We start from the raw sequence: 24,842 nt of genomic DNA, 5'->3' as shown, positions 1-24,842 counted from the left end.
GGGTGTGGGAAAAGATCAGCGGGCCGGGGCTTCGATCGCCCAGTCGCCGTTGCGGATCACCAGCATGCGGAACGAATCCGTGCCGAGGCCGAGATGGTCGGCGGGGGCGAAGGTGTAGATGCCGGTGACCCCCACATAGCCCTTGGTGGCCTCCAGCGCGTCGCGGATCTTCTTCGGGTCAGAAGACTTCGCGCTCTCGATGGCGCGGGCGACCAGCTGGATGCCGTCATAGCCGTAGCCGCCGAAGGTGGAGACCGGCTGGCCCGTGGCCTTCTCGTAGGAGGTCTTGTATTCCGAAACCACCGGCTTCTGCGGGTCGTTGGCCGCCAGCTTGTCGCCGATGAGGATGGCCGGGGCGGGCAGGCGCACGCCCTCGGCGGCCGGGCCGGCCAGCTCGATGAAGCTCTTCGAAGCGACGCCGTGGCTCTGGTAGAGCGGCAGCTTGATGCCGAGCTGCGCATAGTTGCGCGTCACAATGGCCGGGCCCTGGCCGAAGCCGGGATTGAGCACGGCCTCGACGCCCGCGGTGTTCTTGATCTTGTTGAGCTGGGGCGTCATGTCGGAATCGGTGGCGCCGTAATTCTCGTCGGCGACGACGGCGATGCCGTACTGGCCGATCACCTTCAGGCACTGGTTGCGCATGGACTTGCCGAAGCCGTCCGTGCCCGAGATCATCCCGATCTTGGTGATGCCGCGCGCCTTCATGTCCTCGAAGATCTTCTGGCAGGCGGTCTTGTCGGTGTGCGGCGTCTTGAAGACGAAGGCGCGCACCGGCTCGATGATCTCGATGCCGCCGGCGAGCGAGACGAAGGGAATGCCGGCTTCCTCGAACACCGGGATCATGGCCATGGTGGCGCCGGTGGAGGTGCCCCCGACCATGGCGACGACCTTGTCGTCCTCCACGAGGCGGGTGGCGAAGGTGCGCGCCTTGTTGGCGTCGCCGCCGTCGTCATAGAGCACCAGCTCGACGGGCCGGCCGAGGAGGCCACCCTTTTTGTTCAGCTCGTCCACATAGAGCTTGAGCGTCTTGGCTTCCGGATCGCCAAGGAAGGCGGCCGGCCCGGTGGCGGAGACCACGGAGCCGATCTTGATGGGATCGGCGGCAAAGGCGGCGCTGGTGAGGGCGGGGCCGGCGACAAAGGTCGCGAGCATGAGGGCAGCCGCGCGCAGCATCGGCCGCAGGCGTGCGGGCGTATCCATGAAGCGTTCCTCCTAAAGGTCCATTTCGGGCCGAGGAGCGGGTTGTCCCGCCTCCGTTCGCCGGCCATTCGACCAGCGAGACCTGAACCATATAATTAACCGGCCGGATGGTCAATTGTTCGCGCGCGGTTTCCTTGCGCTCGGTCCGAGGCCCTTGCCGCCGGCGGTCCTGCGCGGGATGATTGATCGACCGGGCGGACAATATTTGATATCTGAACCCCTTTCCCAGTGATGGCGGACGTTCGCAGCCGGCTTCTTGCGGCGGCGATCGAGATGGACAGGCAAGATGGCTCGCACGCGCGCACAGGATTACGAGGCCAAACGGGAGGCCATCCTCCACAAATCGGCGGAGCTGTTTGCGCAATACGGCTATTCCGGCACCTCGATCACCATGATCGCCGACGCGTGCGGGGCCTCGAAGGCGCTGCTCTACCATTACTATCCAGACAAGGAGGCGGTGCTCTTCGACATCCTCTCCACCCATCTGGAGCAATTGATCGCAGGCGCCGAGAAAGCCATCGCCGAGGCGCCGGAGGGCGGGCGCATCTACGCCATGTCCGCCTCGCTGCTCGATGCCTACAAGGACGCCGACGCCGAGCATCAGGTGCAGATCGCCAATCTCAAGCTGCTCAACGCCGAGCGGCAGGAGGGTCTGCGCGCGCTGGAGCGCCGGCTGGTCACGCTGCTCGCCGACGCCATCGCAGAGGAGGTGCCCTCCGTGGGGCGCGGGCCGATGCTGAAGCCCGTCACCATGTCCGCCTTCGGCATGCTGAACTGGCAGTATCTGTGGTTTCGCGAGGGCAAGGGCCTGACGCGCGCGGACTATGCCCGCCTTGTCACCGGCCTCATCAAGGCGGGGGCGGAAGAGGCGCTGCGCGGCCTTTCCGCGCCGGAGGCGAAGGCGGCGGATATCCGGGTCACGGACGCCAAGCCGGCGCAGCCCCGCGCCCCCGCGCGCCGGCGCGCCGCACCCGCCGCCGCCGAGGCGCCCCGTGCCGCCACGGCGCGGCGACCGGCAGAATAGGATCGCGGCGGAAAACCCTTTAAGGAACGGCCATGTCGCGCCGCGCCCTCGACCTCATCCTCGATCATGTCCGCGCCGAACCCTCGCGCACCTGGTCCATCATCGTCACCATCTATGGCGACGCCATCGTGCCGCGCGGCGGCTCGGTGTGGCTCGGCACGCTGCTCGCCTTCTTCCGCGGGCTCGATGTGGCCGACGGGGTGGTGCGCACCGCCATGTCGCGGCTCGCGGCGGACGGCTGGCTGATGCGCACCCGGGTGGGCCGCAACAGCTTCTACCGCCTCGCCGAAAAGGGCAGCGACACCTTCGCCCGCGCCACCGAGCACATCTACCGCCACCGCCCGCCCGAGTGGCATGGGCATTTCGACATGCTGCTCATCGAGACCGGCGCCCGCGAGGGGGCGCGCGCGGCGCTGGAGGCGGCCGGCTTCGGCATGCCGCTGCCCGGCGTCTTCGTGGCGCCGGCCGGCACCGGTGTTCCGGAGGAGGCGGCCTCCGCATTGCGGCTCGATGTCTCCGGCAGCGCGGAGGAACAGCGCGCGCTCGCCGCCCGCGCGTGGCCGCTTGAGCAGACAGCCGAGGCCTATCGCCATTTCATCGCGACCTTCGAGCCGCTGGCGGCGGAACTTCAGGCCGGCGCCGGGTTGACCGACCTGGAGGCGATGGTCGCGCGCGTGCTGCTCATCCACGATTACCGGCGCATTGTGCTGCGCGATCCCATCCTGCCGCCCGCCATCCTGCCGCAGGACTGGCCCGGTCTTGCCGCCCGTGCGGTATGCGCCGACATCTATGGCCGGCTGGTGGATGGCTCCGAGCGCTGGCTCAATGAGAACGCCGTGGGCGAGGACGGCGCGCCGCTGCCTGCGGATCCAAAAATCTCCAACCGTTTCAAGGCATAAGGCCCATACTCTGCCGCGCGGCGATCTCGCCTGTTCGGAAATGTTACGAGAATAACTTGCAATACGATTTTTTGTAATATATAAACCCTCGCAAGGTGCCGGACAGTGGGCAGAATGCTGCCTGCCAGGACCGGCGGCAGCGGCCGGAGCGCCTACTTCACCGCCGCCCGAAGCCGCGCATGAGACGGCCGATCCAACAGGTCTTACGGGGAGGACACAGCATGTACGCACAGCTCGTGAAGTCCGAGGGCATGAAGTCCGCCGCCGAGCTTTCGCCGCAGGAGCGCGCCTTCCAGGAGCGCATCGACCGGGGCGAGAAGATCGAGCCGAAGGAGTGGATGCCGGAGGGCTACCGCAAGACGCTGATCCGCCAGGTCGGCCAGCACGCCCATTCCGAGATCGTCGGCCAATTGCCCGAGGGCAACTGGATCACCCGCGCCCCCACGCTGGAGCGCAAGGCCATCCTGCTCGCCAAGGTGCAGGACGAGGCCGGCCACGGTCTCTACCTCTATTGCGCCGCCGAGACCTTGGGCGTCAGCCGCGACCAGCTGCTTGCCAAGCTGCACGACGGCAGCATGAAGTATTCGTCCATCTTCAACTATCCCACCCTCAACTGGGCCGACATCGGCGCGGTGGGCTGGCTGGTGGATGGCGCGGCCATCATGAACCAGGTGCAGCTGCAGAAGACCTCCTACGGCCCCTACGCCCGCGCGATGATCCGCATCTGCAAGGAGGAGAGCTTCCACCAGCGGCAGGGCTACGACATCATGATGAAGATGGCGCAGGGCACCGCCGAGCAGAAGGCCATGGCGCAAGATGCGCTCGACCGCTTCTGGTATCCCGCCCTCATGATGTTCGGTCCCTCCGACAAGGATTCGGTGCATTCCGCCCAGTCCATGGCATGGAAGATCAAGATCAACACCAATGACGAGCTTCGTCAGAAGTTCGTGGACCAGACCGTGCCGCAGGCGGAATATCTCGGCCTCAAGATCCCAGATCCGAACCTGAAGTGGAACGAGGAGAAGAAGGGCTACGACTTCTCCGAGCCGGACTGGTCCGAATTCTTCGAGGTGATCGCCGGCAACGGCCCCTGCAACAAGGAGCGGCTGGGCGCCCGCGTGAAGGCCTGGGAAGACGGCGCATGGTTCCGCGACGGCCTCCTCGCCCACGCCGAAAAGACCGAGTCACGCCGCGCCGCCGCCCGGGTGGCCGCGGAATAGCAGCGCTAAAGTAATCGCCGGTCAGGGCGAACCATAACAACAGCACATCTTCCGGACGGCGCTGCCGTCCGGCCCGGAACGGGAGGAATAACCATGTCCAGCGAATGGCCCTTGTGGGAAGTGTTCATCCGTGGCCAGCACGGCCTCAACCATCGCCATGTGGGCAGCCTGCACGCGCCCGACGCGGAGCTGGCCATCAAGAATGCGCGGGACGTCTATACCCGCCGCAACGAGGGCGTCTCCATCTGGGTGGTGAAATCGGTAGACATCACCGCCTCCAGCCCCTCGGACAAGGGGCCGCTGTTCGAGCCGTCCAACTCCAAGGTCTACCGCCACCCGACCTTCTTTGAGATTCCCGAAGAAGTGGGGCACATGTGATGGCCAGCGCCGAGATCGCGGTCGATCGCGCCGCCCTCTTCGAGTTTCTCACCCGGATGGGGGACAATACTCTCATCCTCGGCCATCGCGTATCCGAATGGTGCGGCCACGCGCCGGTGCTGGAAGAGGACATCGCCCTCGCCAACACCGCGCTGGACCTCATCGGCCAGACCCAGCTCTGGCTCGGCCTCGCCGGCGAGGTGGAGGGCAAGGGCCGCAATGCCGATGCGCTCGCCTTCCTGCGCGACGCCGCGGCCTTCCGCAATTGCCTGCTGGTGGAGCGCCCCAACGGCGACTTCGGCCAGACGCTGATGCGCCAGTTCCTGTTTGATGCGTGGCACCACGTGATGCTGACGGCGCTGACCAAATCGGCGGACCCGCGCGTCGCGGAGATCGCCGCCAAGGCGGTGAAGGAGGCGGCCTATCACCTGGAGCGCTCCAGCGACCTCGTGATCCGCCTCGGCGACGGCACGGACGAGAGCCACAAGCGGATGCAGCGCGCCCTCGACGATCTCTGGTCCTATGCTGGCGAGCTGTTCGTCTCGGACGACACCGACCGGCTCGTCGCGGAAGCCGGCATCGCGCCCGATCCGGCAAGCCTCAAGCCGGAGTGGGAGGCCATCGTCTCCGAGGTGCTGCGCGAGGCGACGCTGAAGGCGCCGACCTCATCTTACGTCCACAAAGGCGGCCGGCGCGGCGTGCACACCGAGCATCTCGGTTTCATCCTCGCCGACATGCAGTTCCTGCAGCGCGCCTATCCCGGCGCGACCTGGTAGGGGGCGATCATGGCGACCGCCACCTTGCCGTCCCTTGACGAGGTCTGGCACTGGCTGTCGCAGGTGCCGGACCCGGAAATCCCGGTGCTCTCGCTGGTCGATCTCGGCATCGTCCGCGAAGTGGCGTGGGACGACGACACCCTCATCGTCACCGTCACGCCCACTTATTCCGGTTGCCCTGCGACGGGCATCATCAATCTCGACATCGCGCGCGAGCTGAACGCGCGCGGCGTCGCCAAGGTGCGGCTGGAGCGTCGGCTCTCGCCGCCCTGGACCACCGATTGGATGAGCGCCGAGGGCCGCGAGAAGCTCCGCGCCTACGGCATTGCGCCGCCGGTGGACGACACAGCCGCGGATGGCCGCTCGCTGGCGCTCGCGCGCCGGCTCACCTCCGGCTCCAACCTCACGGTCGCCTGTCCGCGCTGTGGCTCGACGCAGACGGAGAAGGTGAGCCAGTTCGGCTCCACCGCCTGCAAGGCCAGCTACCGCTGCCGCGCGTGCCTGGAGCCGTTCGACTACTTCAAGTGCATCTGAAAATTAAAGAAATCCCGAGGAGCGCCGCATGGCACGGTTTCATTCCCTGGAGGTCGTCGACGTGCGGCGCGAGACGCGCGATGCCGTCGTCGTCACCCTCAAGCCTCGCCCCGAGGACGCCGAGGCGTTCGACTTCACGCAGGGCCAGTATCTCACCTTCCGCCGCGACTTCGACGGAGAGGAGCTGCGCCGAAGCTATTCCATCTGCGCCGGCAAGGATGAGGGCTGCCTGAAGGTTGGCATCAAGAGGGTGGAGGGTGGCGCCTTCTCCACCTGGGCCAACGAGAACCTGGCCCCCGGCGACATGCTCGAAGCCATGCCGCCCATGGGCAAATTCTTCGTGCCGCTCGCTCCGGAGCTGGACCGCCACTATCTCGGCTTCGCCGGTGGCTCGGGCATCACGCCGCTTCTGTCCATCATCAAGACGGTGCTGGCGCGCGAGCCCAGGTCCCGTTTCACCCTCGTCTATGCCAACCGGCAGATCAGCTCCATCATGTTCCGCGAGGAGCTGGAGGACCTGAAGAACCTCTATCTCGGCCGCCTCTCGGTGCTGCACGTGCTGGAGAGCGAGGCGCAGGAGATCGACCTGTTCACCGGCCGCGTCGACGCCGAGAAGATGGAAGGTCTTTTCAGGCACTGGATCGACGCGAAGTCGGTGGACACCGCCTTCATCTGCGGCCCCGAGCCCATGATGCTGGCCATCGCCGCCGCGTTGCGCGAACACGGGCTGAGTGACGCGCAGATCAAGTTCGAGCTGTTCGCCTCCGGCCAGCCGGGCCGGGCGAAGGCCAAGGCGGTGTCCGCGAACGTCGCCGCCAACGGCGCCGGCACCACCGCGACCGTAACGCTGGACGGCGCAACCCGCACCTTCCACATGCCGCGTGAGGGCCAGAGCCTGCTCGACGCCGCGCTCGCCGCCAGTCTCGATGCGCCCTACGCCTGCAAGGCGGGCGTGTGCTCCACCTGCCGCGCCAAGGTGGTGGAGGGCGAGGTGGAAATGGCGGTCAACCATGCGCTGGAGGATTACGAGGTGCGCGCCGGCTACGTGCTCACCTGCCAGTGCTTCCCGCTCACCGAAAAACTCGTCGTCACCTACGACGAGTGAGGGGGAAAGACATGTCCGACGTGATCGCCATCGACGATTATCTGGCCCAGGGCGGCGTTCTCTCCTCGCCCGACAACGTGCCGCCGCGCTATCGCGGCGAGCTGTTGCGGCTGATGTCCTCCTTCGTGGACAGCCAGCTCGCGGGCTCGGCGGGCTTCGCCGCCTCCATCAATTTCGCGCCCGGCATCAAGGCGCGCATCGCGGCGAGCCGCATCACGCTGGAGAAGGCGGACCATGCCGAGCGCGTCCTGGGCCTGATGGCCGCCTTCGGCACCGATACCGGCCGCTATGAGGCGCAGCACGATTGGGCGGCGCGGATCGACCGCGATGCCGATCTCGGCACCGCGCGGCATGGCGCCGACATGCGCCTCTCCGTCTTTCACTATCCCATCACGGGATGGACGGATGCCGTGGCCATGAACGTGCTCATGGGCCTGGCCTCCGGCGTGCAGCTTTCCGAATTGTCGCGGGTGTCCTACGCGCCACTGGCCGAGGTGTTCCGCGAGATCGCCCCGCGCGAGGCCCGCCATGCGGAGCTGGGGCTCGAAGGGCTGGAGCACATCGCCGCGACCGAGGTCGGGCGGGTGGGGGCGCGGGCGAGCCTTGCCTACTGGCGGCCGCGCGTCGCCGCCACGTTCGGCGTGGCCGGCTCCGCCCGCTACGACACGCTCCGCCGCCTCGGCCTGCGCCACACGCCCAACGAGGTGCTGCTGGCGGAGTGGGAGCGCATCGTCTCCGACCGCCTCGCGCCCCTCGGCCTCGACTGAGATCGGTCGCAGACAAGAAAAAGGCCCGGCATCGCGCCGGGCCTTTTTGTTGGGGCAGGGGAGGGCGGAACGCCCTCCCCGTCACTCCTTGGGGCGGCGGTCCACGATGCGCTTGGCCTTGCCGGTGGCGGTACGCTCGATGCCGCCCGGCTCGTGCATTGAGATGCGCGTGGTGATACCGATGGTGTCCTTGATGCGCTTGAGGATGCGCTTGCCGGTGGCGTCCACGTCCACCTCGCCATAGACCTCCTCGCGGATCTCGGCGTGGACGGTCATCTCGTCCATGCGTCCGTCGCGGGTCAGCTCGATCTGGTAGTGGCCGGAGCAGGCCTCCACCGCCAGCAGGATCTCCTCGATCTGCGTCGGGAAGACGTTGACGCCGCGCAGGATGATCATGTCGTCCGAGCGGCCCGTCACCTTCTCCATGCGCCGCATGCCCGGCCGCGCCGTGCCCGGAAGCAGGCGGGTGAGGTCGCGGGTGCGGTAGCGGATGATGGGGAAGGCTTCCTTGGTCAGCGAGGTGAAAACGAGTTCACCCTTCGAGCCATCGGGCAGCACTTCTCCGGTGAGGGGATCGATCACCTCCGGGTAGAAATGATCTTCCCAGATGTGCAGGCCGTCCTTGGTCTCCACGCACTCCTGCGCGACGCCGGGGCCGATGACTTCCGAGAGGCCGTAGATGTCGGTGGCGTCGAGGTTGAAGTCGCGCTCGATCTCCTGCCGCATGGCATTGGTCCACGGCTCGGCCCCGAAGATGCCAAACTTGAGCGAGGTCTCGCGCGGGTCGAGCCCGGCCTTGGCGAAGCCGTCCATGAGGGCGAGCATGTAGCTCGGCGTCACCATGATGGCGTCGGGCTTGAAGTCGTGGATGAGCTGGACCTGGCGCTCGGTCATGCCGCCGGACATGGGGACCACCGTGCAGCCCAGCCGCTCCACGCCGTAATGGGCGCCGAGACCCCCGGTGAACAGGCCGTAGCCATAGGCCACATGCACCATCATGCCCGGCCGCACGCCGGCCGCGCGGATGGAGCGGGCCATCACGTCGGCCCACATGTCGATGTCGGCCTTGGTGTAGCCCACCACGATGGGCTTGCCGGTGGTGCCGGAGGAGCCGTGCACGCGCACCAGCTTCTCCTTCGGCACGGCGAACAGGCCGAAGGGATAGTGGTCGCGCAGGTCCGTCTTCACCGTGAAGGGGAATTTGGCGAGGTCCGAGAGGTCGCGCAGGTCGGACGGGTGGACGCCGGCCTTGTCGAAGGCCTGCCGGTAGAACGGCACGTTCTCGTAGGCGTGGCGCAGCGACCAGGCGAGGCGCTCGCGCTGCAGGGACATGATCTCGTCGCGCGAGGCGCGCTCGGCGGCATCGAGGCCGCCCTCGATGGAACGGCCCGGGGACAGTGCCGGCAGAGCCATGGTGGTCGTCTCCTCCAGATGGATCTTCTGCGAGATCAGGATTTATTGCTTGCGGGAGCGTCCGTGCCCCCCGATTCCGTCTGCGTGATGCGCCCGCCGATGGTGCGGGAATGGCCGCGGAACTGGGCGATCACCACATCGTCCTGCGAAACCTCGACATCGTAAATGCCCGAGCGTCCGCCGCGGCTCACCTCGCGTGCCCGCGCCACGAGGCGCTTGCCGAGGGTACCGGGGCGCAGATACGTCACCGAGCAGTGCTGGGCGACGGTGCGCTCGTCATAGGTGTTGCAGGCGAAGGCGAAGGCGCTGTCGGCCAAAGCGAAGATGAAGCCGCCATGGCCCATGCCGAAGCCGTTGCACATGCGCTCGGTCAGCGTCATGGCGAGGGTGGCGGTGCCGGGACCGACGCTAACGATCTCCATGCCGAGCCCCTGGCTCGCATGGTCGGTCGCCCACATGGCGTCGGCGGAGCGGCGGGCGATCTCCTCGGGGGAGGGCGCGGCAAGGATTTCGGCCGGCGCGCTCACGAGCGGCGCCCCGTGAAGTTCGGCGCGCGCTTTTCCATGAAGGCCTTCACGCCCTCGCGATAGTCCGGCGTGCGGCCGGCCTCGCGCTGCAGGTCGCGCTCGAGGTCGAGCTGGTCGTTGAGGCTGTTACCGCCGGAAGCGTTGAGCGCGGCCTTGGTGAGGGCGAGGCCCTGCGTCGGCTGGGTGGCGAGGCGGGCGGTGAGCGCGCGGGCCTCGTCCATGAGCGCGGCGTCGTCGATCACCTTCCAGATGAGGCCCCATTCGGCCGCCGTCTCTGCGGAGAGCGGCTCGGCCAGCAGCATCAGCGCCCGCGCCCGCGCATCGCCGATGAGGCGGGGCAGGAAATAGGTGCCGCCGGAATCGGGCACGAGGCCGATCTTCGAGAAGGCCTGGATGAATTTGGCGGAACGCGCCGCCAGCACGATATCGCAGGCGAAGGCGATATTGGCGCCGGCCCCGGCGGCGACGCCGTTCACCGCGCAGACCACCGGCTTGTGGAGGCCCCGGATGCGGCGGATGAGCGGGTTGTAGAAGGCCTCGATGGTGGCGCCGAGGTCCAGCGGGCCTTCGGCATTGGCGCGGTCGGAGAGATCCTGCCCCGCGCAGAAGCCGCGGCCGGCGCCGGTGAGCAGCACCGCGCGGCAGCTCTCGTCCTCGGCGGCATCGAGCGCGGCGGCAAGCGCGCCATGCAGCGCTTCGTTGAAGGAATTGAGGCGGTCGGGACGGTTGAGCGTCAGCTCCGTCCAACCGCCATGGTCCGTGACGGTCAGCACGGCTTCGTTCAGGTGCACCTCCACTTAAGTCCTCCCACTTGCGGGCTCTTTCGGAGCCTCTTGAATTAACCGGACGATCGGTTAATCATTAGCGCAAGGGATGGGCTTGTCAACATCATCGCACAGCGTCCCGGCATAGGGAGAGGACCATGGCTGACCTGTTCGCGGCCCACGCCGCGCTGCTCGAATCCGCCGTTGCCGCAGCGCGCGGGCGGGGCTTCTGGGCGGCCTTCCCTGAAAATCCCAAGGCCTATCCCGAAGGCGGCGCGGCCGAGGGCAAGGTGGCGTTTGCGGCGCTGAAGGGGCAGCCCTTCGAGCTTGCCGGCGACGACGCGCCCCTGATCGGCGCCGAGGTCTCGCCCTTCGGTCCCGCCCTCGGCATCACCTATCGCGCCCGCACCGTGGATGATCTGATTGGCCGCGCGGAGAAAGCCGGCGCCGCATGGGCGGCTGCCTCCATCGCGCAGCGCACGGGCATCGCGCTGGAAATCCTCGTGCGCCTCAACAAGGCGAGCTTCCTCATCGCGGAAACGGTGGAGCACACCACCGGGCAGGCCGGCCCCATGGCCTTCCAGGCCGGCGGCCCCCACGCGCAGGATCGCGGGCTGGAGGCCGTCGCCTACGCCTATGAGGAGATGTCCCGCGTGCCCGGCGCGGTGGTGTGGGAAAAGCCCATGGGCCGTTCCGCCATTCGCCTCGACAAGGACTTTCATGTGGTGCCGCGCGGCATCGGCCTCGTCATCGGCTGCGCCACCTTCCCCACCTGGAACAGCTATCCGGCGCTGTTCGCCGATCTCGTCACCGGAAATGCGGTGATCGTGAAGCCGCACCCCGCCGCCATCCTGCCGCTCGCCCTCACCGTGCGTATCGCCCGCGAGGTGCTCAGCGAAGAAGGCTTCGATCCGGACGTGATCCAGCTCGCCCCCGACACCGCCGAGGCGCCCATCGCCAAGGAGCTGGCGACCCATCCGGCCGTGGGCATCGTGGACTTCACCGGCTCGTCGCAGTTCGGCGGCTGGCTGCGGGAGAACGTGAAGGACAAGCTGGTGTTCACCGAGGAGGCGGGCGTCAACACCATCGTCATCGCCTCCACCCCCGCCTTCGGCCCCATGTGCCAGAATATCGCCTTCTCGCTCGCGCTCTACAGCGGGCAGATGTGCACCGCGCCGCAGGTCATCTTCGTGCCGGCGGGCGGCATCGAGACCGAGGCGGGGCACAAGAGCTTCGATGAGGTGGCGGGCGGCATCGCCGCAGCCATTGATGCGCTCCTGTCCGAACCCGCCCGTGCGGCGGCGGTGCTGGGCGCCATCCAGAATCCGGCGACCCTCGCCCGCATCGAGGCGGCCCGCGCCCTTGGCCGCATCGTGCGCGACAGCGCGGCCTTGCAGGTGGAGGGCGCGCGTACGGCGACGCCCCTGCTGCTGGCGGTGGAGGCCGCCGCCGAGGCGGCCTACCTCGAAGAGCGCTTCGGCCCCATCGCCTTCGTCGTCGCGGTGGCCGATGCGGCGGATGGGGTGGCCCGCGCCGCCCGCGCCGCGCGCGAAAAGGGCGCCATCACGGCCGCCCTCTATTCCACCGATGACGCAGAGATTGCGCGCGCTGTGCCGGCCTATGCCCGCGCTGGCGTGCCGCTCTCCGTGAACCTCACGGGCGGCATCTATGTGAACCAGAGCGCCGCCTTCAGCGACTACCACGTCTCCGGCGCCAATCCCGCCGGCAATGCCTGCCTCACCGATGCGGCCTTCGTCGCCGGCCGCTTCCGCGTCGTGTGCGTGCGCCGTCCGGCCGCCGCCTGAGCCCTTTTTCGGAGATCATCATGGCTGACGCCTTCATCTGCGATTTCGCGCGCACCCCCATCGGCCGCTATGCCGGCGCTCTCAAGGACGTGCGGGCGGACGACCTCGCCGCCCACCCCATCCGCGTGCTCAAGGCGCGCAATCCCGGCGTGGACTGGGAGGCGGTGGACGACGTGATCCTCGGCTGCGCCAATCAGGCGGGCGAGGACAATCGCGACGTCGCGCGCATGGCCGCGCTCCTCGCCGGCCTGCCGGTGAGCGCGCCGGGCACCACCGTGAACCGGCTGTGCGGCTCCGGCCTCGATGCCGTGGGCATCGGTGCCCGCGCCATCATGACCGGCGACGCCGACCTCATCATCGCCGGCGGCGTGGAGAGCATGACCCGCGCGCCCTTCGTGCAGGGCAAGGCCACGGAGGCCTTCTCGCGGCAGGCGGAAATCTACGACACCACCATCGGCTGGCGCTTCATCAACCCGCTGATGAAGGCGCAGTACGGCGTCGATTCCATGCCGGAGACCGGCGAGAACGTCGCCGCCGACTTCGCCATTTCCCGCGCCGATCAGGATCTGTTCGCGTACCGCTCCCAGCAGCGGGCGAAGGCGGCGCAGGAGGCGGGTTTCTTCGCCCGCGAGATCGCGCCCATCGAGGTGAAGGGCAAGAAGTCCTCGGTGCTGGTGGAGCGCGACGAGCATCCGCGCGGCGACACGACCTTGGAGCAACTGGCCGCGCTGAAGACCCCCTTCCGCAAGGAGGGCGGCTCGGTGACGGCGGGCAATGCCTCTGGCGTCAATGACGGCGCGGGCGCCCTCATCCTCGCCTCGGAGGCGGCGGCGAAGAAATACGGCCTCACGCCGCGCGCCCGCGTTATTTCCGTGGTGCAGGCGGGCGTACCGCCGCGCATCATGGGCATCGGCCCGGCGCCGGCGACGCAGAAGCTGCTGGCGAAGAACGGGCTCTCGCTCTCCGACATCGACCTCATCGAGCTCAATGAAGCCTTCGCCTCCCAGGCGCTGGCGGTGCTGCGCCAGCTCGGCCTCAAGGACGATGCGGAACACGTGAACCCCCATGGCGGCGCCATTGCGCTGGGCCATCCCCTCGGCATGTCCGGCGCGCGGCTCGCCATGACGGCGGTGAGCGCGCTGGAAGTGCGTGGCGGCAAGCGCGCGGTTGCCACCATGTGCATCGGCGTCGGCCAGGGCATCGCCGCCCTCATCGAGCGAGTCTGAGCGGTGGTCGCGCAGGCTTCTCCCATCAGCATCACCCGTCACGGCCCTGTGGCTGTCGTGACGATCGACCATGCTCCGGTGAACGCGCTGTCTCGCGGCGTGCGTCAAGGTCTGCTGGATGCGGTGCGCGCGCTGGATGCCGACCCCGCCGTCTCCGCCATCGTCCTGAGCGGCGGTCCGGGACGCTTCATCGCCGGGGCGGACCTGCGTGAGATGGCGCTGCCGCCGGATGAGCCGTTTTTGCCCGAGGTGGTGGGCGCGATCGATGCCTCAACCAAGCCCGTGGTCGCGGCGCTGGATGGCGCGGCGCTGGGCGGCGGCTGCGAGATCGCACTGGCCTGCGATCTCAGGCTCGGTTCGACGAAGGCGCTGGTCGGGCTCACCGAGACAAGGCTCGGCATCATCCCCGGTGCCGGCGGGACCCAGCGGCTGGTGCGGCTGGTGGGGGTCGCGCAGGCCATCGCGCTGGTGTGCGAGGGGCGGGTGCTGAAGGCCGGCGAGGCGCTGGCGCTGGGCCTCATGGATGCGGTGGTGGAGGGCGATCTCCTCGCCGAAGCCATCGCCCGCGCGCCGACGGTCGCGAAGCGCCGGCTCTCGGCGATGCCGGTGCCGGCGGGCGATATTGGCGAGGAGGAGGCCGCGACCGCCAAGGCGCTGAAGGGGGCCAAGGGCGTGCCCGCCATCGCCGAGGCGATCCGCGTCATCAAGGCCGCGCGGGCGGGCGACTTCGCCGCCGGCCTCGCTGCCGAGCGCGCGGCGTTCCTCGCCTTGCGCGAGAGCCCGGAAGCGAAAGCCCTGCGCCATCTCTTCCTCGCCGAGCGGGAGGCGGTGAAGGTGCCGGGGCTGGAGGGGGCGAAGGCACGCCCGGTCTCCTCGACCGCCGTCATCGGCGCCGGCACCATGGGCGCGGGCATTGCCGTGGCGCTGCTGGATGCAGGTTACCCGGTGATCCTCGTGGAGCGGGATGACGAGGCCGCCCAGGCCGGCGTCGCGCGCATCGACGGGCTTTACGCCCGGCAGGTGAAGAGCAGCCGCATCACCGAGGCGCAGAAGGCCGAGCGCCTCGCCCGCCTCGCGCCCGCATCCGACTATGCGGCGCTGTCCGAAGCCGACCTCATCGTCGAGGCCGCGTTCGAGGACATGGCCGTCAAGACCGACATCTTCCTCCGCCTCGATGCGGTGGCAAAGCCGGGCGCGGTGCTCGCCACCAACACCTCCTATCTCGACCTCGATGCCATCGCCGCCGCCACCGCCCGGCCGCAGGATGTGGTGGGCCTGCACTTCTTCGCCCCGGCCAACATCATGAAGCTGCTGGAGGTGGTGAAAGCCACCCATACCGCGCCGGATGTGCTGGCGACCGCCCTCGCGCTGGCAAAGAAGATGGGCAAGCAGCCGGTGGTGGCGGGCAATTGCGACGGCTTCATCGGCAACCGCATCTATGCGGTCTACCGGCGCCACGCGGAATATCTGGTGGAGGACGGGGCCAGCCCCGAACAGGTGGATGCGGCGCTGGAGGCCTTCGGCTTCGCCATGGGCATCTTCGCGGTGTCGGACATGTCCGGCCTCGACATCGCCTACGCCATGAGGAAGCGCCGGGCGGCGACGCGCGACCCCGCCGAGCGCTACGTGGATATCGCCGATCAATTGGTGGAAGCGGGGCGTCTCGGCCGAAAGACCCAGGCCGGTTGGTACGCCTACGACGCAAACGGCAACCGCACGCCCGACCCAGCCGTCACGCAGATCATCGCGCAAGCCCGCGCCGCCAAAGGCATTCAGCCGCGATCCTTCACCCCCGAAGAGATCCAGCTCCGGCTTCTGGCGGTGATGGCGAACGAAGGCGCCAAGGCCCTCGCAGAGGGCATCGCGCTGCGGCCGTCCGACATCGACCTCGCCTTCGTCAACGGCTACGGCTTCCCCCGCCTGAAGGGCGGCCCCATGCATGCCGCCGACGCCCTCGGCCTCGCCGCCATCCTCGCCGAAGTCGAAGCCGCCCACGCCACCGGCGGCACCGGCTCCGACCCCGCACCGCTCCTCGCCCAGCTCGCCGCCGAGGGGACGACATTCGCAGACTGGCAGAAGGCCGGCGCTCCCAAGGGAGGGACCCAATGACCAAGATCCTCGACAGCTACGCCCTCGACCGCTGGTTCACGCCCGAGGCGGGACTGGTGGATATCCCGAGCGCCATCGACGGGCGGGTGGTGGCGCGGGCCTCCACCCGCGGGCTCGATTTCGCGGGCATTGTGCGCCATGCGCGCGAGGTGGGCGGGCCGGCGCTGCGGCGCCTCACCTTCCATCAGCGCGCCGACATGCTGAAGGCCCTCGGCGCCCATCTCACCGCCCACAAGGAGGCGCTCTATGCGCTGGCCGCCGACACCGGCGCCACCAAGAGGGACAATTTCTTCGACATCGACGGCGGCATCGGCACCCTCTACGCCTACGCCTCCCGCGGGAGGCGCGAACTGCCGGGCGAGCGGTTCGTGGTGGAAGGCGCGCCGGAGGCCCTGTCGAAGAACGGCACCTTCATCGGCCTCCATGTGCTCACCCCGCTCCAGGGCGTCGCGGTGCACGTGAATGCCTTCAACTTTCCCTGCTGGGGCATGCTGGAAAAGCTGGCCCCGGCCATCCTCGCGGGCATGCCCGTCATCACCAAGCCGGCCACCGCCACGGCCTACGTGGCCGAGGCCGTGGTGAAGCTCATCATCGAGGCGAACATCCTGCCGGCGGGCGCGCTGCAGTTCGTCGCCGGGTCGACGGGCGATCTGCTGGATCATCTCACCGGGCAGGACGTGCTCTCCTTCACCGGCTCTGCCGCGACCTCGCAGGCGTTGCGTGACCATCCGGCCGTCTCGCGCAAAGCGGTGCGCTTCATCGCCGAGCGGGATTCGCTGAACGCCGCCGTGCTCGGCCCGGATGCGGTGGAGGGCACGCCCGAGTTCGACCTCTTCATCGCGGAGGTGGTGCGCGAGATGACGGTGAAGGCGGGCCAGAAGTGCACCGCCATCCGCCGCATCATCGTGCCGAAGGCGCAGGAGAGCGCCGTGATCTCGGCGCTGTCCGCCCGCCTTTCCACCATCGCGGTGGGCGATCCGCGCCGCGACGACGTGCGCATGGGGCCGCTCGCCAGCCGCGCCCAGCGTACCGCCACGCAGCAGGCGGTGAAGGAGATCGCGGCTGAGGCGGAGATCGTGTTCGGCGATCCCGAAAAGGTCGAGCCCGTGGGCGGGGATGTCGACACCGGCGCCTTCATGGCCCCGGTGCTGCTCCGCTGCCCCGAGCCGCTCACGGCCACGGCGCCGCACGCGGTGGAGGCGTTTGGTCCCGTCGCGACGGTGATGGGCTATGACACGCTCGCCGACGCGCTCGCGCTGGTGGCGAAGGGCGAGGGCAGCCTGGTCGCCTCGGTCTATACCTACGATCCGGCAGTGGCGGAGGAACTGGTGTTCGGCATCGCCGCCCACCATGGACGCCTCGTGCTGATCGACCGCGACTGCGCCAAGGAATCCACCGGCCACGGCTCTCCGCTGCCCGGCCTCGTCCATGGCGGCCCCGGCCGGGCCGGCGGCGGAGAGGAGATGGGCGGCCTGCGCGGCGTGTTCCATTACATGCAGCGCACCGCCATCGAGGGCTCGCCCGCCCGCCTCTCGGCCCTCACACGCACCTGGCTTTCCGGCGCGCCGGCGCCGCTGAGCGCGGAGCATCCCTTCAAGCACAAGTTCGATGCCCTCAGCGTGGGCGATACGGTGGAGACGGCATCGCGCACCATCACGCTTGAGGACATCGAGCATTTCGCCCATTTCACCGGCGACACCTTCTATGCCCACATGGACGAGGACGCGGCGAAGGCGAACCCCTTCTTCCCCGGCCGGGTGGCCCACGGATACCTGATCCTGTCGTTCGCGGCCGGCCTGTTCGTCGATCCGGCGCCGGGGCCGCTGCTCGCCAATTACGGGCTCGATTCGCTCCGCTTCCTGAAGCCCGTTTCGCCGGGCGATGCCATCCGCGTGCGGCTGACGGTCAAGAACAAGCAGCCCGCCCGCAAGCCCGAATACGGCGAGGTGCGCTGGGATGCGGAGGTGTTCAACCAGGATGGCGACACCGTTGCGCGTTATGAATTGCTGACCATGAGCAGCCGCGTCTGAGCAGATTCACCCGCCGCCCCTGCCGCGGGTGAATCTGCGACAAGTCTGCAACACTCCTGGCAGACCATGCGTCAGGGCTGCCGTCCGCCGGGTCGGCGGCCCATTCCGCCGTTACACACTCCCGTGATGAGTGGTACTCCTGTGGCAGGAGCGGCACATGGCTGGGCGCAGGGGCATCAACGCATTCGCGCGACGCGCGGTCGAACGGGCCGCGGGGCGGATTGCGTTGCGCGCGGCCGGCTGGGCCGTCGCCTATGTCCTCGTTCTCCAGGTCGTCCTCGCGGGCTTCGCGCTCGGCTCCATGCCCATCGGGATGGACCCAGCGCTGTGCCTCGGCGCGGCCGCCTCCGACAGGACGACGCCCGACGGCGGGCACGACGGCGATCCGGCCGCGCACAGCCATTGCCAGGCCTGCCTCGCGCGGGCCGATCTTCCCGCTCTGCCGCCACCGCCTCCGGTGCCGGCCGCAGCACCGCTCACCGGCGCGCTGCGGCTTGATTTCAGCGCGCCGTCCGTCGCGCATCACGCTTATGTCCTGAGCGCCTTCCGGGCGCGCGCGCCGCCTGCCTCGGCCTGAAGCCGCCAGACCTCGCCGCCCACGCTGCGCGGACCTGGCGCCCTGTCCCGTGGCCCGTCCGTTTCCCTTGCGTTAGGGAATACGTCATCCGTCCAGCCTTATCGGCGGGCCGGACTGACGCACAGTGGCGCGGCCAATGCCTGCCGAACCAAGAACAGTCCGCTCGGCCGCGCCCTCTGATGCCGGCCGCGAGCGCGAGGACACGCATATGTCATCCCCATTCGATCCCGCCAGCAGCCTTTCCCGGCTGCGCGGCACCTTTGCGCGCAGCACCGCCCTTTTCGCTCCGTCCGCGCTGGCGCTGGTCCTGATGCCGGCGCTCGTCGCGCCCGCCGTGGCGCAGACCAGCCCGCCGCCGGCCATGGATCTGCCGCCCGTGACCGTGCGCGCCGCGACGCCGACGGCAGCGGCCGCCGGTCCCGGTGCCGATACGGGCAATTTCTCGCCCGCAGACATCGCCCTCATCTCCGGCAGCGAGGCGCAGGCCGCGACCTTGTGGACCAGCGATTCGGGCTCCCTCCTCAACCGCATCCCCGGTGGCGCGGCGTGGGGCGCGGGTGGGGTCTCCAGCCTGCCGGCGGTGAACGGCATGGCGGCGGACCGGGTTCAGGTCGCGGTCAACGGCATGCTGTTCGGCATCGCCTGCCCCAACCAGATGAATCCGCCGTTCTCCTTCGTCAATCCGGCGATGATCGCCAATGTGAAGGTCTACACCGCCACCGCCCCGGTGAGCGTCGGCGGCGACTATACGGGCGCGCGGGTGAACGTGACGGTGGCGCCGCCGAAGTTCACCGAGGGCGAGCAGCTCACCGTCTCGGGCAGCGTCTCGGGCTTCTACCGCAGCAACAACAACAGCTACGGGGTGGATGCCACGGTGACCGTGGCCAATGCCGACACCAGCGTGACCTATACCGGCGGCTGGGCTACCGCCAGCGACTACGTGGCGGGCGACGGCACCACCATCAAGTCCACGATGTACGAGACCCAGAACCACGCGCTGACCATCTCCAAGAAGGTCGGCGAGCAATTGTTCACCGTGGGCATCGGCGGCCAGTTCATCCCCTACGAGGGCTATCCCAACCAATATATGGACCTTGTCGAGAACAAGAGCCTGAACGCCTTCGGGCGCTATCTCGGCGAGTTCGACTGGGGTCAGCTGGAAGGCAACGTCTTCGCGAACCAGATTCGCCACACCATGGGCTTCATCGCGCCCGACAAGATCGGCGACATGCCCATGGACACGCGGGCGACCGATGCCGGCTATGCGCTGAAGGGCACGATGGCGATGTCGTCCCGCGACATCCTGCGCATCGGCAACGAGCTGTACTACAACAACCTCGACGACTGGTGGCCGCCCGTGGCCGGCTCGATGATGATGGGTCCGGACACCTTCCAGAGCATCAACAACGGCCAGAAGCTGCGCGTCGGCATCTATGGCGAGTGGGAGCGGCGCATCGACGACCGCTGGACCGCCGTCATCGGCGTGCGCAACGACGTGGTGTGGATGAACACCGGCGACGTCGAGGGCTACAACGCCATGATGTACGGCGCCGACGCCGCGCTCTTCAACGCCCAGAGCCACGCCCGCACCGACTTCAATGTCGATGCCTCGGCCATCCTGCGCTACGAGGCGAACGCCGCCAGCACCTACGAGTTCGGCCTCGCCCGGAAGACCCGCTCGCCGAATTTCTACGAGCGCTATGCCTGGTCCACCAACGCCATGGCCATGGACATGATCGGCTGGTTCGGCGACGGCAACGGCTATGTGGGCAACCTGAACCTCGAGCCCGAAGCCGCCCATACTGCGAGCTTCACCGCCACCTGGCGCGACCCGGTGCGCAACGCCTGGGAGCTGCGCGTCTCACCCTATTACAGCTACGTGGTGAACTACATCGACGCCGACCGCTGCCTGCTGGCCGGCTGCCTCGCGTCGAAGCCCAACAACCCTTACGTCACCAACGATTTCGTCTTCCTGCAGTTCGCCAACCACGATGCGTGGCTCTATGGCGTGAACATCGACGGCAAGATGGAATTGTGGAACGACCTCGCATGGGGGCAGGGCGTGTTCCGCGGCAACCTCAACTTCGTGCAGGGCCAGCGCACCGACGGCGTGAACCTCTACCACATGATGCCGCTGAACGGCGTCATCGCGGTGGACCACAAGCTCGGAAACTGGACCAACAGCCTCGAATTGCAGATGGTGGCGGCCAAAGTGCTGGTGAGCCAGGTGCGCAACGAGCTGGAAACCTCGGCCTACGCGCTGCTTAACTTCCGCACCAGCTACGAATGGCAGCAGTTCCGCTTCGACTTCGGTGTCGAGAATATCCTGGACACCAATTACAACCTGCCTCTGGGCGGAGCGAATCTGGTGAACTATCAGGTGGCGTCGATGATGGGCACCTCTGCCGCCTGGGGCTTCCCGGTGGCAGGCATGGGCCGCTCGTTCAACACGCGCGTGACCTACACGTTCTGAGAAAACGGGGGCGCCGCGCGGCGGCGTCCCCACCGCGCCCTTGGCCGGACCTTGCTTCCGTCGGCTGGTTCGGTTAAGAGCGGCTTCCCGTACTCGTGAGCGAAGAGCAGAGCGCCCCCGTGTCGTCCCGCACGACCAAGACCGCCGCCTCTCAGCCCCGGACCATCAAGGTTCCTGGCAACGCTCTGATTCTGCGCGCGCTTCTTCTCCTTAGCCGCCCCTGAGGGCCGGCCGGGCTTGCGCCTGGGCACTCAGGGGATCAGCCGCCGCCGGGGTTGAAGACCCGGCGCCCGTTTCGGCTTATGATCCGGACAACATCCCCGCCAGACGGGCCGCGCCGGACGCGAGAAGGACACCGCTTATGACTGCCAATGCCAAGCCCGCCGGCGCCAACGACCGCGTCGTCATCTTCGACACCACCCTGCGCGACGGCGAGCAGTGCCCCGGCGCCTCCATGACCTTCGAGGAGAAGCTGGAGGTCGCGGCGCTGCTCGACGAAATGGGCGTGGACGTGATCGAGGCCGGCTTCCCCATCGCCTCCATCGGCGATTTCGAGAGCGTCGCGGAGATCGCCCGCCGGGCCAAGAATGCCACCATCGCCGGCCTCGCCCGCGCCATCCCCGGCGACATCGCCCGGTGTGGCGAGGCGGTGCGCCACGCCCGTCGCGGCCGCATCCACACCTTCGTCTCCACCTCGCCGATCCATCTGGAGCACCAGATGCGCAAGTCGCAGGAGGAGGTGCTGGAGATCATCGCCGCCACCGTCACCCAGGCCCGCAACCTCGTCGAGGACGTGGAGTGGTCGGCCATGGACGCCACCCGCACCCCGCTGGACTATCTCGCCCGCTGCGTGGAGATGGCCATCAAGTGCGGCGCCACCACCATCAACCTGCCGGACACGGTGGGCTACGCCACGCCGGACGAATACCGCACCATGTTCCGCACCATGCGGGAGAAGGTGCCGAACGCCGACAAGGCGATCTTCTCCGTCCATTGCCACAACGACCTCGGCCTCGCCGTTGCCAATTCGCTGGCGGGCCTCGAAGGCGGCGCGCGCCAGATCGAGTGCACCATCAACGGCATCGGCGAGCGCGCGGGCAATGCGGCGCTTGAAGAGGTGGTGATGGCGCTCTCGGTTCGCCGTGACGTGCTGCCCTACCAGTCGAGCGTCAACACCCGCGCGCTCACCCGCGCGTCCAAGCTGGTCTCGGCGGTCACCTCGTTCCCGGTGCAGTACAACAAGGCCATCGTCGGCCGGAACGCCTTCGCCCACGAGAGCGGCATCCACCAGGACGGGATGCTGAAGCACAACGAAACCTACGAGATCATGACCCCCGAGAGCGTGGGCGTCACCAAGACCTCGCTGGTGATGGGCAAGCACTCCGGCCGCGCCGCCTTCCGCGACAAGCTGAAGACGCTGGGCTACGAGCTGGGCGAGAACGCCCTCAACGACGCCTTCTCCCGCTTCAAGGACCTCGCCGACCGCAAGAAGGTGGTCTACGACGAGGACATCGAGGCGCTGGTGGATCAGGAGATCGCGGTCTCCCACGACCGAATCAAGCTCCTGTCCCTGTCGGTCATCGCCGGCACCCATGGCCCGCAGCGCGCCACCATGCGCCTCAGCGTGGACGGCGAGGTGAAGACCGAGGAGGCCGAGGGCAACGGCCCGGTGGACGCGACCTTCAACGCCATCAAGGCGCTCGTGCCGCATCAGGCGAAGCTCGATCTCTATCAGGTCCACGCCGTCACCGAGGGCACGGACGCGCAGGCCGAGGTGTCGGTGCGGCTGGAGGAGAACGGCAAGGTCGTCACCGCCCGCGCCGCCAATCCGGATACGCTGGTCGCGTCCGCGCAGGCTTACATCACGGCCCTCAACAAGCTGCAGATGAAGCGCCAGAGCGTGAACGCCCAGAGCGCCGTGGGCTGAGCGCGGTGGGCTGAGGCCCGCGCCGATTGCACCAAAAGCAAGGCCGCCCGAAGGGGCGGCCTTTTTTCGTTTCGGATGAGACCCGCGATCAATTGCGGTCCGGAGCCCCTCCGGGAGCACCGGCTGCCCCGCCTGCGCCACCCGGGCGGGCCGGAGCGGCGGGGGCGGGACGGGCGGCGCCAGCCGCTCCCGCGCCCGGCGCGGGCGAAGGCTGAGCGCGCTCCCGGGCGGGCGGCGTGGTCGGCTCGCTCCGCGGCTGGGCCGGCGTCGGATCCTGCGAGCGCTGCAAGCGGTCGCGCACCGAGGGGTCGGTCTGCGCCCGCTCGCCCCCCGGCCGCTGGGGACGCTCCGGCGCGGCCCGCTGCTCCGGGGTGGGACGCCTCCGCTCCGCGCGCGGGGAGGGCGCGTTCTTGGGCTGGTCCATCTGCCCGGGGGAGGGACGGTCCTCGCGGCCCCGATCGGGATTGGTGGGCACAGAGGGACGGTTCGGCGCGCCGCCCTGCTCCTGCCGTGCGTTCCCGTCCGGCTTTGCCTGCGAGGGGTTCGCCGGCCGGTTGGGCGGCGTCTCCGGCTGGCGGCCCTGATCGGGCTGGGCCTGCCGGTCGCGGCGCTCGGCAGGCGACGCCGCCGGGGGCGTGTCGGGCTGGCGGGCGCGGTCGGGCTCGGCCTGCCGCTCGCTCCGCTCGGGCTGGCCGCTGCGTGGCGCATCGGGACGCGCCGCATTGGGCGGCGTGCGGTCGGGCGGCGTGGTCGGCGCATCCGGGTTGCGCTGCGGCGTACCAGGCGCACCAGGACGGGCGTTGGGGCCGCCGGGACGGTTGTCGTCGCTCGCCCGGGCCGGCATGGCGTTGGGCCGCTCCTGCCGGATCTTGTCGATCACCTGCTGAGCCCGCTCCTGGCGCTGCTCCACACGCTGCTGCAGCTTCTCATTGCGGGCCTTGATGGCCTCCAGACGCTTCTCCTGCATAGCGCCCGCATTGCGGTTCGCCTCCTCCACGGTCTTCTGGATGCGATCGCGCTGGTGCTCGCCCAACTGGTCGATCTCCCGCTCATAGGCGCGGTTGTTGCCCGACCAGCGCTGCTCGCGCAGCTGGCGCCGCTGGCTTTCGTCTATGACCGAGAGCAGCGCGGCCGAAGGCGCGGCCAGCCCCGGCACCCGGTCACCCACATAGCTCCGCACCAGGATGCGCCGGTCCTGCGGCAGCTCGCGCTCGAAACGCGGCGGCGGGGGAACGCGGTTCGCGCGGGCGACACGCGGGCCGTAGATGCCCACATAGCCGCCGCGATCGACGAACTCGTCCCGGTAGTTGTCCACGAAGACAACCCGGCGGGAGGGGATGCCGCCTTCGATCACGCTGGCATAGTCATTACGGTCGACGAAGCGGGTGGTCACCACCCCGTCGCGATAGCGCGGCTGGTAGACGCGCGGATTGTCGCGAGACAGCCACACGGCGATCTGCGCAATGGGCGCCACATGCAGTGCCAGCTCCGGCGCGGCGAGGTAGCGGTTTTCGACGAAGACCCAGCTTTCTGCCACCGGCGGGTCCATCACCCGCGGCGCGCCATAGGCATAGCCCCGGGAATCGGGGGCGATCGGTGCCCACCCCGTCTTGCCGCCACCGCTGCGCCACGTCACCCAGGCCGGCGCCCAGGTGTCGCCGGGCACCCAGAACCAGCCATAGGCCTGCTCGTAGCCCCAGCGCCCGTAATGGTAGGTGGCCCAGGCAAAGGGCTCTGCCGAATCCCAGTACCAGCCGTAATCGTCGGTCCAGAGCCAGCGTCCCTCCTGATAGGGCCGCCAGGAGGCGTCGAGGCCCGACGGGACGAACACGTAATCGTAATCGGGATGGCGCACCCAGCTGCCATGCTCGGCCAGCGGCTCGTAGAAGATGTTGATGTCCACCCGCTCCCGGCCGGTCTGCTCGGGCTGGGCCGGGGCTTGCTTCTGCGCCTGCTGCGCGGCTGCCGGCGTCGCAACGGCGAGCGAAGCGACGGCGGGAACCGCGAGCGCGAGCGCCACGGTGGAGAGCAAGGTCCGGGTGAGGGGCGCGCGCGAGATTCTCATGGCGTCTCCTTTTCAAGGTCACT

The 24,842-nt window shown here is 68.6% G+C and carries 20 protein-coding genes; 15 read left to right on the top strand and 5 right to left on the bottom strand.

The features are described 5' to 3' along the window. Positions 1-15: 15 nt before the first annotated feature. Positions 16-1,200 (bottom strand): ABC transporter substrate-binding protein, encoded by a 1,185-nt coding sequence (locus J2126_RS06600; RefSeq protein WP_432445305.1) that lies wholly within the window; start codon positions 1,198-1,200, stop codon positions 16-18. A gap of 286 nt (positions 1,201-1,486) precedes the next feature. Here J2126_RS06600 and J2126_RS06595 point away from each other — a divergent pair, with 286 nt between their 5' ends. The 8 genes from J2126_RS06595 to J2126_RS06560 all read left to right on the top strand — a co-directional run bounded on the left by J2126_RS06595 (position 1,487) and on the right by J2126_RS06560 (position 7,903). Next, positions 1,487-2,224, top strand: a complete 738-nt coding sequence (locus J2126_RS06595) for a TetR/AcrR family transcriptional regulator (RefSeq protein WP_209485031.1) — start codon at positions 1,487-1,489, stop codon at positions 2,222-2,224. Positions 2,225-2,256: 32 nt separating this feature from the next. Then, positions 2,257-3,123 carry a phenylacetic acid degradation operon negative regulatory protein PaaX gene (gene paaX / locus J2126_RS06590; RefSeq protein ID WP_209485029.1) on the top strand — a complete coding sequence of 289 codons (867 nt, stop codon included), beginning with the start codon at positions 2,257-2,259 and terminating at the stop codon, positions 3,121-3,123. A gap of 221 nt (positions 3,124-3,344) precedes the next feature. Further along, entirely contained in the window at positions 3,345-4,343 is a 999-nt protein-coding gene (gene paaA / locus J2126_RS06585) for a 1,2-phenylacetyl-CoA epoxidase subunit PaaA (RefSeq protein WP_209485027.1), read from the top strand. 93 nt (positions 4,344-4,436) lie between these two features. Next, positions 4,437-4,721, top strand: coding sequence for a 1,2-phenylacetyl-CoA epoxidase subunit PaaB (gene paaB / locus J2126_RS06580; protein ID WP_209485025.1), 285 nt, complete (start codon positions 4,437-4,439; stop codon positions 4,719-4,721). Next, the gene (gene paaC / locus J2126_RS06575; protein WP_209485023.1) at positions 4,721-5,497 is read left to right on the top strand and encodes a 1,2-phenylacetyl-CoA epoxidase subunit PaaC; all 777 of its coding nucleotides are present in this window, start codon (positions 4,721-4,723) and stop codon (positions 5,495-5,497) included. The genes paaB and paaC overlap by 1 nt, the downstream gene beginning before the upstream one ends. 9 nt (positions 5,498-5,506) lie before the next feature. Continuing rightward, positions 5,507-6,031: a 1,2-phenylacetyl-CoA epoxidase subunit PaaD gene (gene paaD, locus J2126_RS06570; RefSeq protein WP_209485021.1), complete on the top strand. Its 525-nt coding sequence runs from the start codon at positions 5,507-5,509 to the stop codon at positions 6,029-6,031. Positions 6,032-6,059: 28 nt separating this feature from the next. Beyond that, on the top strand, positions 6,060-7,136 hold the full coding sequence (paaE, locus tag J2126_RS06565) for a 1,2-phenylacetyl-CoA epoxidase subunit PaaE (RefSeq protein WP_209485019.1): 1,077 nt from the start codon (positions 6,060-6,062) through the stop codon (positions 7,134-7,136). An 11-nt stretch (positions 7,137-7,147) separates the two neighbouring features. Then, positions 7,148-7,903 carry a Phenylacetic acid catabolic protein gene (locus tag J2126_RS06560; protein ID WP_209485017.1) on the top strand — a complete coding sequence of 252 codons (756 nt, stop codon included), beginning with the start codon at positions 7,148-7,150 and terminating at the stop codon, positions 7,901-7,903. Between the two features lie 81 nt (positions 7,904-7,984). Here J2126_RS06560 and paaK read toward each other — a convergent pair whose 3' ends face one another. The 3 genes from paaK to paaG all read right to left on the bottom strand — a co-directional run bounded on the left by paaK (position 7,985) and on the right by paaG (position 10,634). Continuing rightward, on the bottom strand, positions 7,985-9,316 hold the full coding sequence (gene paaK / locus J2126_RS06555) for a phenylacetate--CoA ligase PaaK (protein WP_209485015.1): 1,332 nt from the start codon (positions 9,314-9,316) through the stop codon (positions 7,985-7,987). A 35-nt stretch (positions 9,317-9,351) separates the two neighbouring features. After that, complete coding sequence (gene paaI / locus J2126_RS06550) at positions 9,352-9,774, bottom strand: hydroxyphenylacetyl-CoA thioesterase PaaI (RefSeq protein WP_209489925.1); 423 nt, start codon at positions 9,772-9,774, stop codon at positions 9,352-9,354. A gap of 65 nt (positions 9,775-9,839) precedes the next feature. Beyond that, entirely contained in the window at positions 9,840-10,634 is a 795-nt protein-coding gene (gene paaG / locus J2126_RS06545; protein WP_348634393.1) for a 2-(1,2-epoxy-1,2-dihydrophenyl)acetyl-CoA isomerase PaaG, read from the bottom strand. 131 nt (positions 10,635-10,765) lie between these two features. On the opposite strand from paaG, the gene paaN reads away from it, so the two are divergent. The 7 genes from paaN to J2126_RS06510 all read left to right on the top strand — a co-directional run bounded on the left by paaN (position 10,766) and on the right by J2126_RS06510 (position 22,754). Further along, on the top strand, positions 10,766-12,412 hold the full coding sequence (paaN, locus tag J2126_RS06540) for a phenylacetic acid degradation protein PaaN (RefSeq protein ID WP_209485013.1): 1,647 nt from the start codon (positions 10,766-10,768) through the stop codon (positions 12,410-12,412). Positions 12,413-12,432: 20 nt separating this feature from the next. Beyond that, entirely contained in the window at positions 12,433-13,638 is a 1,206-nt protein-coding gene (gene pcaF / locus J2126_RS06535; protein ID WP_209485011.1) for a 3-oxoadipyl-CoA thiolase, read from the top strand. Positions 13,639-13,641: 3 nt separating this feature from the next. After that, positions 13,642-15,747, top strand: coding sequence for a 3-hydroxyacyl-CoA dehydrogenase NAD-binding domain-containing protein (locus J2126_RS06530; protein WP_348634249.1), 2,106 nt, complete (start codon positions 13,642-13,644; stop codon positions 15,745-15,747). After that, on the top strand, positions 15,744-17,777 hold the full coding sequence (gene paaZ, locus J2126_RS06525) for a phenylacetic acid degradation bifunctional protein PaaZ (protein ID WP_209485009.1): 2,034 nt from the start codon (positions 15,744-15,746) through the stop codon (positions 17,775-17,777). The genes J2126_RS06530 and paaZ overlap by 4 nt, the downstream gene beginning before the upstream one ends. A 157-nt stretch (positions 17,778-17,934) precedes the next feature. Continuing rightward, positions 17,935-18,354, top strand: coding sequence for a DUF2946 family protein (locus tag J2126_RS06520; RefSeq protein WP_209485007.1), 420 nt, complete (start codon positions 17,935-17,937; stop codon positions 18,352-18,354). 208 nt (positions 18,355-18,562) lie between these two features. Beyond that, positions 18,563-20,827, top strand: coding sequence for a TonB-dependent receptor (locus J2126_RS06515; RefSeq protein WP_209485005.1), 2,265 nt, complete (start codon positions 18,563-18,565; stop codon positions 20,825-20,827). Positions 20,828-21,188: 361 nt separating this feature from the next. Beyond that, positions 21,189-22,754 (top strand): 2-isopropylmalate synthase, encoded by a 1,566-nt coding sequence (locus J2126_RS06510; RefSeq protein ID WP_209485003.1) that lies wholly within the window; start codon positions 21,189-21,191, stop codon positions 22,752-22,754. A gap of 88 nt (positions 22,755-22,842) precedes the next feature. Here the strand turns inward: J2126_RS06510 and J2126_RS06505 are convergent, their stop codons facing one another. Then, entirely contained in the window at positions 22,843-24,819 is a 1,977-nt protein-coding gene (locus J2126_RS06505) for a DUF6600 domain-containing protein (protein WP_209485001.1), read from the bottom strand. Positions 24,820-24,842 lie beyond the last annotated feature (23 nt).

Origin of the sequence: Xanthobacter flavus, from assembly GCF_017875275.1 — a bacterium.
GTDB classification, from domain to species: domain Bacteria; phylum Pseudomonadota; class Alphaproteobacteria; order Rhizobiales; family Xanthobacteraceae; genus Xanthobacter; species Xanthobacter flavus_A.
This window is presented reverse-complemented; position numbering and strand designations above follow the sequence as displayed.